Source organism: Sandarakinorhabdus sp., from assembly GCF_987265915.1.
Genome location: NZ_OZ503948.1, coordinates 1682467 through 1695640, shown reverse-complemented (window position 1 = coordinate 1695640; position 13174 = coordinate 1682467). Strand labels below are relative to the sequence as shown.

At 65.9% G+C, this 13174-nt stretch carries 11 protein-coding genes; 2 read left to right on the top strand and 9 right to left on the bottom strand.

Features of this window, described 5'->3' with window-relative positions; genetic code table 11:
* Nucleotides 1-13: 13 nt before the first annotated feature.
* Nucleotides 14-1159, top strand: a complete 1146-nt coding sequence (gene tgt, locus AC6UUM_RS08255) for a tRNA guanosine(34) transglycosylase Tgt (RefSeq protein WP_500804844.1) — start codon at nucleotides 14-16, stop codon at nucleotides 1157-1159.
* On the opposite strand, the gene AC6UUM_RS08250 is transcribed toward tgt, so the two are convergent.
* Nucleotides 1156-2259 carry an NAD(P)/FAD-dependent oxidoreductase gene (locus tag AC6UUM_RS08250; protein WP_500804843.1) on the bottom strand — a complete coding sequence of 368 codons (1104 nt, stop codon included), beginning with the start codon at nucleotides 2257-2259 and terminating at the stop codon, nucleotides 1156-1158. The genes tgt and AC6UUM_RS08250 overlap by 4 nt on opposite strands.
* Before the next feature lie 20 nt (nucleotides 2260-2279).
* Nucleotides 2280-3308, bottom strand: coding sequence for an alpha/beta hydrolase (locus AC6UUM_RS08245; RefSeq protein WP_500804842.1), 1029 nt, complete (start codon nucleotides 3306-3308; stop codon nucleotides 2280-2282).
* A 66-nt stretch (nucleotides 3309-3374) separates the two neighbouring features.
* On the opposite strand from AC6UUM_RS08245, the gene AC6UUM_RS08240 reads away from it, so the two are divergent.
* A complete protein-coding gene (locus tag AC6UUM_RS08240; protein ID WP_500804841.1) occupies nucleotides 3375-3674 on the top strand; it encodes a hypothetical protein in 300 nt (99 codons plus the stop codon).
* Nucleotides 3675-3764: 90 nt separating this feature from the next.
* Here AC6UUM_RS08240 and ppdK read toward each other — a convergent pair whose 3' ends face one another.
* The 7 genes from ppdK to pth form a co-directional block, all read right to left on the bottom strand.
* Entirely contained in the window at nucleotides 3765-6428 is a 2664-nt protein-coding gene (gene ppdK, locus AC6UUM_RS08235) for a pyruvate, phosphate dikinase (protein ID WP_500804840.1), read from the bottom strand.
* Nucleotides 6429-6497: 69 nt separating this feature from the next.
* Nucleotides 6498-8846 (bottom strand): glycine--tRNA ligase subunit beta, encoded by a 2349-nt coding sequence (gene glyS, locus AC6UUM_RS08230; RefSeq protein WP_500804839.1) that lies wholly within the window; start codon nucleotides 8844-8846, stop codon nucleotides 6498-6500.
* Complete coding sequence (locus tag AC6UUM_RS08225) at nucleotides 8843-9700, bottom strand: glycine--tRNA ligase subunit alpha (RefSeq protein ID WP_500804838.1); 858 nt, start codon at nucleotides 9698-9700, stop codon at nucleotides 8843-8845. Before AC6UUM_RS08225 ends, glyS begins: the two co-directional genes overlap by 4 nt.
* 35 nt (nucleotides 9701-9735) lie before the next feature.
* Nucleotides 9736-10032 carry a cytochrome c gene (locus tag AC6UUM_RS08220; protein WP_500804837.1) on the bottom strand — a complete coding sequence of 99 codons (297 nt, stop codon included), beginning with the start codon at nucleotides 10030-10032 and terminating at the stop codon, nucleotides 9736-9738.
* On the bottom strand, nucleotides 10032-11204 hold the full coding sequence (locus AC6UUM_RS08215) for a molybdopterin-dependent oxidoreductase (RefSeq protein WP_500804836.1): 1173 nt from the start codon (nucleotides 11202-11204) through the stop codon (nucleotides 10032-10034). The genes AC6UUM_RS08220 and AC6UUM_RS08215 overlap by 1 nt, the downstream gene beginning before the upstream one ends.
* Nucleotides 11205-11425: 221 nt before the next feature.
* A complete protein-coding gene (gene ychF / locus AC6UUM_RS08210) occupies nucleotides 11426-12526 on the bottom strand; it encodes a redox-regulated ATPase YchF (protein ID WP_500804835.1) in 1101 nt (366 codons plus the stop codon).
* Between the two features lie 50 nt (nucleotides 12527-12576).
* The gene (pth, locus tag AC6UUM_RS08205) at nucleotides 12577-13149 is read right to left on the bottom strand and encodes an aminoacyl-tRNA hydrolase (protein ID WP_500804834.1); all 573 of its coding nucleotides are present in this window, start codon (nucleotides 13147-13149) and stop codon (nucleotides 12577-12579) included.
* Nucleotides 13150-13174: the final 25 nt, after the last annotated feature.

Genomic DNA, 13174 nt, shown 5'->3' with positions numbered 1-13174 from the left:
AAGCCCCGCCGCCATGACCGCACCCCGTTTCCAATTCACGATCAGCGCCCGCGACGGCAAGGCGCGCACCGGTGCAATCGCCATGCGCCGCGGCGAAATCCGCACGCCGGCGTTCATGCCAGTGGGCACCGCCGCCACGGTGAAGGCGCTGCGCGCGTCCGAAGTGCGCGCGGCGGGTGCGGATATCATCCTGGGCAACACCTATCATCTGATGCTGCGCCCCACCGCCGAGCGCATCGCGCGCCTCGGTGGCCTGCATGCATTCATGGGATGGGAGCGGCCAATCCTCACCGACAGTGGCGGTTATCAGGTGATGAGCCTGTCCAGCCTGACCAAGCGCAGCGAGGAAGGGGTGACCTTTGCCAGCCATCTCGATGGCTCGCGCCACCTTATGAGCCCGGAGCGCTCGATGGAAATCCAGCGCCTGCTGGGCAGCGATATCGTCATGGCGTTTGACGAACTGGTGGCGCTGCCCAGCCCTCGCGAGGTGGTGCAGGCGGCGATGGACCGCTCCATGCGCTGGGCGGCGCGCAGCCGGGCGGCGTTCGATGCCGGCAGGGACCATGCGGCCGCCGCCGCGTTGTTCGGCATCCAGCAGGGCGGGCTGGACGAACGGCTGCGCGCCGAATCGGCCGCAGCGCTGCGCAGCATCGGCTTTGATGGCTATGCGATCGGCGGCCTGGCGGTGGGCGAAGGCCAGCCGGCGATGTTCGGCGTGCTGGATTATGCCACGGCGCAACTGCCGGAGGACGCGCCGCGTTACCTGATGGGCGTCGGCAAGCCCGATGATATCGTCGGCGCCGTGCAGCGCGGTGTGGACATGTTCGATTGCGTGCTGCCGACGCGATCAGGCCGCAACGGCCAGGCCTTCACTCACGGTGGGCCTTTGAACCTACGCAACGCCGTCCATGCGGAGGATCTTCGCGTCATGGACGCGGATTGCCGCTGCCCGGTGTGCCATGGGCCACAGGCCGCCAGCCGCGCCTATCTCCACCATCTGATCAAGGCCGGCGAAATGCTCGGCGCCATGCTGTTGACCCAGCATAATATCGGATTTTACCAGCAATTGATGGCGGGCTTGCGCAGCGCAATTGCGGGCGGCGGGCTGGATGATTTCGCAGCGGGCTTTCTGGCGCGTTACAAGGCGCGCGGGGGTTAGAGTGCGCGCGTCGCCGCATAGGGCGCGGGATCAATCGGCGGCGTCAGCCCCAGAATCAGCGCCGCGCACAACCGCCCGGCGGCCGGTGCGGTCTGGATGCCGAAGCCGCCCTGGCCCGCACACCAGAACAGGCCATCGACCGCGCCATCAAAGCCGAACAAGGGGGCGCGATCCGGTGCAAAGCTGCGCAGGCCGGCCCAACTGGTCTCCAGCCGCTGCACGCTGACCGTGGTGGCCTGTTCGAACCGGTCGATCACCGTGGCGATGTCCAGATCATCGGGCCGCACATCATGGGCGACATCGGGCGTTTCATCGTGGGGGGACAGCCACAGCCGGCCGCCATCGGGTTTGAAGTAAAACTGCCCGGCGGCGTCCATCACCACCATCAGATCGGCCGGCGGCGGTGGGTCGATGCGCAGCACCGCCATCGAACGGCGCAGCGGCTGCACCCCGCGCGGGCGCGCGCCGGCCATCGTCGCCACTTGATCGGCCCAGGCCCCGGCGGCATTGACCAGCACCGGCGCCTGCACCACGCCGGCGCGCGTGGTGATCCGCCACTGGCCGCCGCTGCGTTCCAGCCGCTCCACCTGGGCATTGCAGATCAGGGTCGGCCTGGCATCGCCGCAGCCCCGCAGAAATCCCTGATGCAGGCCGGCCACATCGATATCGTGGCAATCGGGTTCCAACAGGCCGCGTTGCCGCCATTCGGGGCGCAACATCGGCGCGGCGGACAGCGCCGCCATATCGGCTGCATCCAGCCAGCGATAATCCACGCCGCCTTCGTCAAACTCGGCCGCGACACGCTCCAGACCTTGGGGGTCATCGGGCGATTCGATCGTCAGGCCCGGGCGCAGCGACAGCAGCGATGGAAAGCCGGCCGGCGGCGCGCCGAAAAACGCCCGGCTGGCGCGCGACAGCGGCACGATTTTCGGCCCGCCATAGCTTTCCACCCAGAAGGCCGCCGATCGCCCGGTGGTATGGTAACCTGGGCGATCCTCCATCTCGATCAGCGCGATACGCAGCTGCGGCGCGGCATCCAGCAACGCCCAGGCGGTGCTGGCCCCGGCAATGCCGGCGCCGATGATGGCGATATCGAACATGGCGTCTGTCCCGGAATCTATCATTCGCCGCTGGTGAGAAAGTCCACGGCGCGGGCGAGCACCTGGCTGCGCAGCGGCTCTACTTCGCGCAGCAGTTCGTGGCCTGCGCCGGGATAGTCAACAAACTGCGCGCCGGACACGCGCTTGATCAGGGCGCGTGTGGCGGCACTGTCCACCAGCACGTCCTTGGCCGGCAGCAGCGCCAGCAGCGGCGTCGTGATGGCTTCGGGGACCCCGCGCGCATTAAGCGCCGCAATGCTGGCAAGGGCATCGTCCACCCAGCCCCAGGTCACGCTGCCCAGCGCCAGCGAAGGATATTGGCCGATCCACCAGTTCTCATCGCCATAGCGTTCAGGGTCGCTGGTCAACATCGTCTGGCGGCGATCGCCAGCCATGCCCGGCTGCCATGGCCCGCCGCCCAGCACATAATCGCTGCCCCGCCCGCGCAGCATCTGAAAGCCCGTCAGCAAGCGGGTAACCAGCGATGCGCTGGCCAGCCCGACCATCGGCGCCATCACCACCGCGCGCGCCACATGCGCGCAAGCGCCGCCGCTGGCCAGATGGCGCAGCAGCAGATGCCCGCCCATCGAATGGGCCATCACATGCACCGGGCCACCATCAGCAGCCCATTCCAGCATCTGTTTCAGATCATCAATCCACACGCCAAAGCCCGGCGACGCGCCGTGCTGCGGTGTCTTGCCCAGCCGCCGCGACAGGCCCTGCCCGCGCCAATCAAAGATCGCCACGCCCCAGCCGGCCTCAGTGAGATCGTGCAGGGTTTCGCAATATTTTTCGGCAAAATCAGCGCGGCCAGTAAGGATCAGGATGGTCTGCCGGTCAGCTTCACGCGGTGGCCAGCGCAGGGACCGCACCGGCCAGCCATCGCGCATCAACACAAAGGCGCTGACCCCGCCCGGCGGCAACACGCGGCGGCGCACCAACGGATCGCGCCTATCCGGTTCGGAGAGCCACGCCTGCGCCAGCGGGCCCATGCTGGGCACCGGCTGCACGACATAGGCATCCTCGGGCCCAAGATCGACATCGCTCATGCCGCCGTCGATAGCTTGCTGCGACCATGCTTGCCAGCGCCTTGGTGACGCCATAGGCAGAGGCGCATGCATATCGCGCTCAAGCTGCTGGCCGGGGTGGCCGCCACAATGGTGGTGGCGCGGGCCGGAGTCATGCTTGAGGGCCAGGCGCTACTGGCGACGCTGTCCGGGGCGGCGGCCGATGCGATGACCGCCGAACATGTTGCCGATGGCAGCGTCAGCTTCCGCGCCGCCAGCGGCCTGGTCGGACGGGTCGCGCGCGTTTCGGGCACGGCCGATGCCGCCACCCGGGCCCGCGTGCTCGCCCGCCTGCGCCAGCACCCCGGCATCGCCGATGCGATCTGGGTGGAAAGGACCGCGCCATGAGCTGGCTGTTTGGCGAAATCTGGCTGATTGTGCTGGCAGGCTTTGCCGTCGGGCTGGCGACGGGGTGGTGGATCTGGCGGCGTTGACGCCTTACCCCCGCTTCAACGCCGCTTGCGCCGCTGCCAGCCGCGCAATGGGCACGCGGTAGGGGGAGCAGCTGACATAATCGAGGCCCAGGCCTTCACAAAACAGGATGCTGGCCGGGTCGCCGCCATGTTCGCCGCAGATGCCCAGCTTCAGATCGGGCTTGGTGCGGCGGCCGCGCTCGACGGCCAGGGCGACCAGTTCACCCACGCCTTCTTCGTCGATCGAAACAAACGGGTCCTTCGGGTAAATGCCCTTTTCGACATAGGGCCCCAGGAAGCGCGCGGCGTCGTCGCGGCTGATGCCCAGGGTCGTCTGGGTCAGATCGTTGGTGCCAAAGCTGAAGAATTGCGCATAGGCGGCAATCTCGGCGGCGCGCAGGGCGGCGCGCGGCAGTTCGATCATGGTGCCGACCAGATAATCCAGCGTGGTGCCGGTGGCCGCAAACACCTTTTGCGCTTCGGCATCGATGGCGGCCTTGGTCAGTTCCAGTTCCTTCGGTGTCGCCACCAACGGCACCATCACTTCGGGCACCACGGCCTCGCCGGTTTCCTGACGCACCAAAACCGCGGCCTCGAAAATGGCGCGGGCCTGCATGGCGTAGATTTCCGGATAGGTGATGCCCAGCCGGCAGCCCCGATGACCAAGCATGGGATTGAATTCGTGCAGTTCGCTGATGCGCCGGCGCACCACCGCTTCGCTGAGCCCGGTTGCCGACGCGACATCGGCAAAGCCGGCATCATCATGCGGCAGGAATTCGTGCAGCGGCGGATCGAGCAGGCGGATGGTGCACGGCAGGCCGGCCATCACCCGGAAAATCTCGGCAAAATCGCTGCGTTGTTCGGGCAGCAATTCTTCCAGTGCCGCTTCACGCCCGGCGGTGTCTTCAGCCAGGATCATGCGGCGCACCGCAGTGATGCGGCTGGGTTCGAAGAACATATGCTCGGTGCGGCACAGCCCGATGCCTTCGGCGCCGAACTGGCGGGCGACGCGGCAATCGGCCGGGGTTTCGGCATTGGTGCGGATCTTCATGCGGCGGTGGCGATCGGCCCACACCATCAATATGCCGAAATCACCGGACAGATCGGGGTCCACCGTCGGCACTTCGCCCACCATGACATCGCCGGTGGCGCCATCGATGGTGATGCGGTCGCCTTCATTGATGCGGCGGTTGCCGGCCAGCATGGTGCGGCCGACCAGATCGATGCTGATGCTGCCGGCGCCCGACACGCAAGGGCGGCCCATGCCGCGCGCCACCACGGCGGCGTGGCTGGTCATGCCGCCACGCGCGGTGAGGATGCCGCGCGCCGCATGCATGCCGTGGATGTCTTCGGGGCTGGTTTCGGTGCGCACCAGGATCACGGCCTCGCCGGTGCGGGACCGGGCTTCGGCGGTGTCACTGTCGAACACCACGGCACCGCTGGCGGCACCGGGGCTGGCCGGCAGACCGCGCGCGATCACATCACGCACCGCCTTGGGATCGAGCGTCGGGTGCAGCAATTGATCGAGCGCGCTGGCCTCGACGCGCAAAACGGCCTCGGCTTCGCTGATCAGGCCTTCGCCCACCATATCCACCGCGATCTTCAGCGCGGCGCGGGCCGTGCGCTTGCCGGCGCGGGTTTGCAGCATCCACAGACGGTTATCTTCCACCGTGAATTCGATATCCTGCATGTCACGGTAATGGCCTTCGAGCAGATCGAAGACCCGGCCGAGTTCGGCGAACACCACCGGCATCGATTCTTCCATCGAGGCGGCCTTGGCCCCGGCCTTTTCGCGGGCGCTCAGCGTCAGATATTGCGGCGTGCGGATACCGGCGACGACATCTTCGCCCTGGGCGTTGATCAGATATTCGCCGTACCAGGCCTTCTCCCCAGTGGACGGATCGCGGGTGAAGGCCACGCCCGTCGCCGAAGTATCACCCAGATTGCCGAACACCATCGCCTGCACATTGACCGCGGTGCCCCAGCTTTCGGGGATGTCGTTCAGGCGGCGATAGGTGCGGGCGCGGTCCGACCGCCACGAACCGAACACGGCGCCGATGGCGCCCCACAATTGTTCGTGCGGGTCCTGCGGGAACGGCCGGCCGAGATTCTGCTCGACGATGGCCTTGTAGCGGGCGACGAGGCCCTGCAAATCGGCGGCGTCCAGCCCGGTATCCTGGGTGACGCCCTTGTCTTCCTTGGCGATTTCCAGCGCGTCTTCGAACAGATAATGGTCAAGTTCCAGCACGACATCGCCGTACATCTGGATGAAGCGGCGATAGCTGTCCCACGCGAACCGCGCATTGCCCGATGCGGTGGCGAGGCCGGCGACAGTGGCATCGTTGAGGCCGAGATTGAGCACCGTATCCATCATGCCCGGCATCGACACCCGCGCGCCGGAGCGGACGGAGACGAGCAGCGGATTGACCGGATCGCCAAACACCTTGCCCGTGGTGGCTTCGATGAATTTCAGCGCCTCCAGCACCGCGGCCTGCACATCATCGGGCAGGCGGCCGCCGGCGTCATAATAGGCCGCGCAGACATGGGTGGCGATGGTCAGGCCGGGGGGCACCGGCAAGCCGATGCCGGCCATCTCGGCCAGATTGGCGCCCTTGCCGCCGAGCAGTTCCTTCTGCTTGGCATCGCCCTCGGCCATGCCGCCGCCGAATTTGAACACTGATTTGATCATCGTGCCTTACCCCTCACCCCACCCGCCTTGCGGCGAGTCCCCCCTCTCCCGCAAGGGGAGAACGGGCTGTTAGCCTTCAATCTTCGAAAAATCCGCCACGCCATGCACCGCATCGCGGAACCGCGCCAACAGCGCCAATCGCCGCGCACGGATGGCCGGATCGGGATCGTTGACCATCACATCGGTGAAAAACGCATCCACCGGCGCGCGCAGCGAAGCCAGCGCCGCCATGGCATCGGTGAAGCGTTCGTCGGCGACAGCTTGCGTGGCGGTGGGCAAAGCGACGTCGAGAGCAGCGGCAAGCAGCGCCTCACTTCCATCTCCCGTCCCGCTCGCGGGAGGGGCCGGGGGTGGGCCTTCTTTCTCAGCCGCCTTCAATATATTCGCCGCCCGCTTGTAGCCGGCGAGCAAGTTGGTGCCCTCATCCGTCTCCACAAACGCCTGCAACGCCTTCACGCGGGCCAGCAGACGGACAAGATCGTCCTCGCCGCCGAGGGCGAACACGGCATCGATCAGGTCGTGTCGCACGCCGGCTTCGCGTTGCTGGACTTTGAGGCGGTCGGCCATGAACTTCAGAACTTCGTGAATAGTTTCATATTCCAATCGGGCTTCAACTGTTCCACGTAAAGCTTCAATATTCCATTTTTGCGGAGATAATAGTTGATCGGCATTAACACCCATGGCATCCAAAACATCGTCAACAGTTTCCCGCCGCTGAGCGATGAGCGCATCTTCGGGAATTGTATTTGAATGTTGATTGAGAGATTTTAGGAACACAGTTTGCAAGCATACCCGCAAACTGTTTTCCACAAGCAAACTGTTTGCGCCTTGCGCAGCCCTTCTAAGTGCAAATGGATCCTTAGAGCCAGTGGGCTTGATTCCGACTGCAAAAAACCCAACCAAGGCGTCAAATTTATCCGCCAACGCCACCGCCACGCTCACCGGCGCGGTCGGCACATCATCGCCCTGCCCCACTGGCTTGTAATGGTCGCGGATCGCGTCAGCCACGCGCGGGTCTTCGCCGTTGGCGAGCGCCAAGTAACGGCCGATCTGGCCTTGCAGTTCGGGGAACTCGCCCACTGTGGCGGAGACGAGATCGGCCTTGGCCAACCGTGCCGCGCGGGCGGCGAGTGCGCTCACCTCTCCCCCCAAGGTTGCCTGGGCGGGAGAGGTCGAGAGACGACGCGCAGCGGCGGCCAGGGAGAGGGGCTGGGCGCTGTCTGTGGCCGCCCCCTCTCCCGCCGCCTGCGGCGAGTCGACCTCTCCCCCAAGGGGAGAGGTGATATGGTCGCATAGCCACGTCGCCAGCAATTCGACGCGCGCGACCTTGTCGGCGATCGTGCCTAATTTCTCGTGGAAAACGATATTCTCCAGCTTGGGCAGGAACGCCTCCAGCCCGCCGGTACGCACCGTGGCCAAATCCTGTTCCCAGAAGAATCGCGCATCCGACAGCCGCGCAGAGAGCACGCGCTGATTGCCATTGATGATGGCAGCGCCGCCGTCGCTGGCCACCAGATTGGCGACGCAGATGAACGCCGGGGCGAGTGCACCTGCCCCATCGGCCAGCGCAAAATATTTCTGGTTGGTGCGCATGGTCAGCACGATCACTTCGCGCGGCACGGTCAGGAAGTCGGGATCGAAGCGGCCCAACAGCGGAACGGGCCATTCGGTCAGCCCGGCGTTTTCAGCCACCAGGCCATCATCGGGGATGAGCGCCAGGCCAGCCTCCCGCGCCAGTTCGGCCGCGCGCGCAGCAATCAGCGTGCGGCGTTCGGCCGAAGACGCGATCACATGCGCGGCGCGCAATTGCGCCACATAGGTTTCGGCGCTGTGGATATCGAGCGGCCCCGGCGCGTGGATGCGGTGGCCGGCGGTCGCGCGTCCGGCGGTGACACCATGGACCTCAAGCGGGACCACAGCATCGTGCAGCAGCGCCACGATGCCGACCAGCGGCCGCACCCAGCGTTGGCTTGCCGTGCTCTGGCTGGCGGCGCCCCAGCGCATCGATTTGGGCCAGGCGAAATCGCGCATGATCTGCGGGACCACCTCAGCCAGAATGTCCGCCGCGCTGCGGCCTTCGCGGCGCAGCATGGCGAACAGCACCACGCCTTTACCGGTATCGCGTGGCTCCAGTTGGTCGCGGGTGAGGCCGGTTTTCTTCAGGAAGCCGTCGATGGCCTGCGCCGGCGCATCGGCGCGCGGGCCTTTCAGTTCCTCGGCGCTACCTTCGCTGGCCGCCGCCACATCGTCGGCAATCAGCCACAGGCGGCGTGGGGTGGCGTCGGCCGTCACCGTGCCATGGGCCAGGCCAGCGGCCTTGAGCGCATCGATGAAACGCGTGCGCAGTTGATCGGCCGCCGCCGCCTGCATGCGCGCCGGGATTTCTTCGGACAGGATTTCGAGGAGGAACTGGCTCATGCTGCCTGCTCCACCCACACATCCGCCACGGCCTTCACCAGATCGCGCACACGGCCGATATAGGCTTGGCGCTCCGCCACCGAAATCACGCCGCGCGCGTTCAGCAGGTTGAAGAGGTGGCTGGCCTTGATCGCCTGATCATAGGCCGGCAGCGGCAGTTTGGCCGCCACCAGCAGACGGCATTCTTCGGAGACATCCTTGAAATGCTGGAACAGCCGCTCGGTATTGGCATGTTCGAAATTATAGGCGCTAAACTGCTGTTCGTTCTTCAGGAACACATCGCCATAGGTCACCCCGGAATCGTTATAGGCCAGATCATAGATGCTGTCCTTGCCCTGGATATACATGGCCAGCCGTTCGAGCCCATAGGTCAGCTCGCCCGCCACCGGCGCGCAATCGATGCCGGCAACCTGCTGGAAATAGGTGAACTGGCTCACCTCCATGCCGTCGCACCACACTTCCCAGCCCAGGCCCCAGGCGCCCAGCGTCGGGCTTTCCCAGTCATCCTCGACAAAGCGGATATCATGCTTGGCGCGATCGATGCCGATGGCGTCCAGGCTGCCGAGATACAGCCCGATCAGATCGGGCGGGGACGGCTTCTGGATGACCTGAAACTGGTAATAATGCTGCAAGCGATTGGGGTTTTCGCCATAGCGCCCGTCCGACGGCCGTCGGCAGGGCTGCACATAACAGGCGTTCCAAGGGTCGGGACCCAGGCTGCGCAGCGTGGTGGCGGGGTGGAAGGTACCGGCGCCCACTTCCAGATCATAGGGTTGCAGGATCACGCAGCCCTGGCGGCCCCAATAGGCCTGAAGCGCCAATATCATGGCTTGAAAGGAAAGCGGCTTGCTCACGGTGCATGGCCCTTAGCGGGTGCAGCATGAACCGGTCAATCGGCGACCAGCCAATCGAGAATGGCGGCATCATCGGCCTTGTCGATCGGCGCGCCATAGACGCTGCGCATCTTGGTGATGGTTTCGCCCCATTGCATCCGCGTCAGCCGCGGCTGCGCGGTGATCATCCCGGCACTGTGGCAGGCCAGGCAATTGGCATTCACTGCATCGGACGACACGCCATAGCGTTCGGGCAACGGGCCATCGGCATCGGGCAATTCCACGCTGAGACGACGGCTGGGCGGCGCAGCCGCCAGCAGCAAGACGGCACCCAAGGCAAGCAATACACGCATCAGCCGATCTCCACCGGCACCGGTTCAACCCCGGCGCGATTGTAACCCGAAGGGTTCCAGTTCTGCCGCACGGGCTGGGTTTCGCCGGCCGCGTTGGTGGCGCGCGCCAGGATGACGTGGCGGCCCGGCGGCAAGGCCAGCCCACCCAGAAAGCGCCGGAAGGCGAAGCGGCCATGATCGGGGCCAAGCTGCGCCGGCAGCCAGGTGGCGCCGCCATCGGCCGAAAGCTCGACCGATTTCACACCCTGATCGCCGCCCAGCGCCACCCCGCGCACGGGCGTGAAGCTGCGTGCCGGCAGCCTAGCGCCGCCGCTGATGTTGGTGATGATGGCGCGCGGGCGCATGGTGGTGACCGGCACGCGCGGGCCGGCGGGCGCGCCGGGTGCGATATCCGCCAGCGCATTGGCGGGTTGCAGATAGGCCTTGGCCATCCAATAGCCATCGTCGGGCTTGTCGAGCACGGTGATGCGATCCAGCATCTTGATCCAATAGGTGCTGTACCAGCCCGGCACCACCAGCCGCAGCGGGAAGCCATTGAGCAGCGGCAACGGCTGGCCATTCATGCCCCAGGCGATCAGCACGTCATCGGTGAGCGCTTGATCCATAGGCAGCGATTTTTCATAATCGGGGGCGCTCTCGGTAAGCGGCGCATCCAGCCCGCCAAAGCGCACCGCGACCGCGCCGGCCTGCACGCCGGCCAGGGCGAGCACATCCTTCAGGCGCACACCTTCCCACAAGGCATTGCCCATCGCGCCATTGCCCCATTGCGCGCCGGGAATGCGCGGGTTGAACAGGCCGCGGCCATTGCCGGCGCACTGGTTCACCGCCGCCACCTGGTGGCGCGGCAGCCGGGCCAGTGCAGCCAGCGACAGGGAGAGCGGCTTGGCGACATGGCCGGTCACCGCCAGCCGGTGCTGCACCGGATCGATCTCGGTGGGAAACGGATGGTGCCAACGCACGAAGAAGCGGTCGTTCGGCGTGAAATCCGCCGCGTCGAACACGGATGCAGGGGTTTCCAGCAGCGGCGGACTGGACCGCTGCAGGATCATCGCACCTTTCTGCGGGAAGGCCGTGGTGGTCTGGCGCAGCGGATTGTCGCTGAAGCCCAGATCAACCTGGGCGACGGCCGGGGCGGCCAGTGCAGAGGCGATCAGGGTGCGGCGGGTGAGCATGGGGATGGTGTAGCCGGTGGGTGATGGGCTGTCACGCCGGTAGGTGGGCCTGGCGAGCGCGGCCGGCGGCAAAGCCGCCGAGTCCGCTGGAGCGGTGCGAGAAGGAAGAAAGAAAGAGCGTGGCGGAGCCACGCCGTCGAAGCTGTTCGGATGGCAGGAGCGCCATCCGCCAGTCCGGCCGTGCTTGCGCGAGTCCGCGCGCGGCGCGCGCGCTGGCCCCGCTACGCACCATGCAAGATGTGCATCACATCGCCATCCACCACGACATAATCCTTGCCTTCCGCCCGCAGCCGGCCGGCGTCCTTGGCCGGCCCTTCGCCGCCCAGCGTCACATAATCATCAAAGGCGATGGTTTCGGCGCGGATGAACTTCTTTTCGAAATCGCCGTGGATTTCGCCAGCGGCCTGCGGGGCGCGGGCGCCTTTCTTCACGGTCCAGGCGCGGGCTTCCTTGGGGCCGACGGTGAAGAAGGTGATCAGGCCGAGCAACGCGTACGCGGCCGTCACCACCCGGGTCAGGCCGGTTTCGGCCAGACCCAGCGATTCCAGATATTCCTGGCGGTCGGCGGGCTCCATGGTGGCAATCTCCGCCTCGATCGCGGCGGAGACGACCACGGCGCTGGCGCCGATGCTGGCGGCCATTTTCGCCACGGCTTCGCTATGGGCATTGCCGCTGGCGGCGCTGGCTTCCTCGACATTGCAGATATAGAGCACCGGCTTGGTGGTGAGCAGTTGGGCGTTCTTCAGCGCGCGCGCTTCTTCCTCGTCCTTGGCTTCGGTCAGGCGGGCCGGTTTGCCCTGCTGCAACAGCGCCAGCGCCTGGCCGAGCACCGCGGCCTGCACCTTGGCCTCCTTGTCGCCCTGCGCGGCCTTTTTCTGCAATTGCGGCACGCGCTTTTCCAGGCTCTCCAGATCGGCGAGCATCAACTCGGTCTCGACCGTTACGGCATCTTCCACCGGGTCCACGCGGCCGGCGACATGGGTGACATCGTCATCCTCGAAACAGCGCAGCACATGGCAAATGGCGTCCGTCTCGCGGATATTGGCGAGGAACTGGTTGCCCAGCCCCTCCCCCTTCGATGCGCCCTTCACCAGTCCGGCGATATCGGTGAAGCCCAATTGCGTCTCGATGATCTTCTGGGATTTCGCGATGGCCGCCAGCCGATCGAGCCGCGCATCGGGCACCGCGACATTGCCCACATTCGGCTCGATCGTGCAAAATGGATAATTCGCCGCCTGCGCCGCCGCGGTTTGCGTCAGCGCGTTGAACAAGGTGGATTTGCCGACATTGGGCAGGCCGACGATACCGCAGCGGATGGGCATTTTGGTGTTCCGGATGAAAAAGGTTTGCGCGGTTCTCTAGAGCGCGGGTGTCACGCCTGCAACCGCAGCGCCACGTCTGACAGGTAACGCGCCTCATCGCCGGCCAGCAAGGTCGGCAATTCCGCTGCCATCACGCCGAGCAGATCGGCCAGCGGGTCCATTTCCACCTTGGCGAAATTGCCGAGCACATGGCCGGTCACCCGGTCCTTGTGGCCGGGATGGCCGATGCCGATGCGCACCCGCCGCCAATCGGGGCCGAGATGCGCGTCGATGGAGCGGATGCCATTGTGCCCGGCTGCGCCGCCGCCGTGCTTCAGGCGCAGCTTGAACGGCGCCAGATCAAGCTCGTCGTAAAACACTGTCAGCGCCGCGGCCGGATCGAGCTTGAAGAAGCGCACCGCTTCGGCAACGCTGCGGCCGCTCTCATTCATGAAGGTGGCGGGTTTAAGCAGCAGCAGTTTGTGCGCGCCGATGCGGCCTTCAGCAGCCAGGCCTTGAAATCGCGGCTTGAACGGGCCGATGGACCATTGCGCGGCGATGGCGTCCACCGCCATGAAGCCGACATTGTGCCGGTGCAGCGCATATTGCGCGCCGGGATTGCCGAGGCCGACCAGAATTTGCATGGCCGGAAGGCCAGCGTCGCGCCCC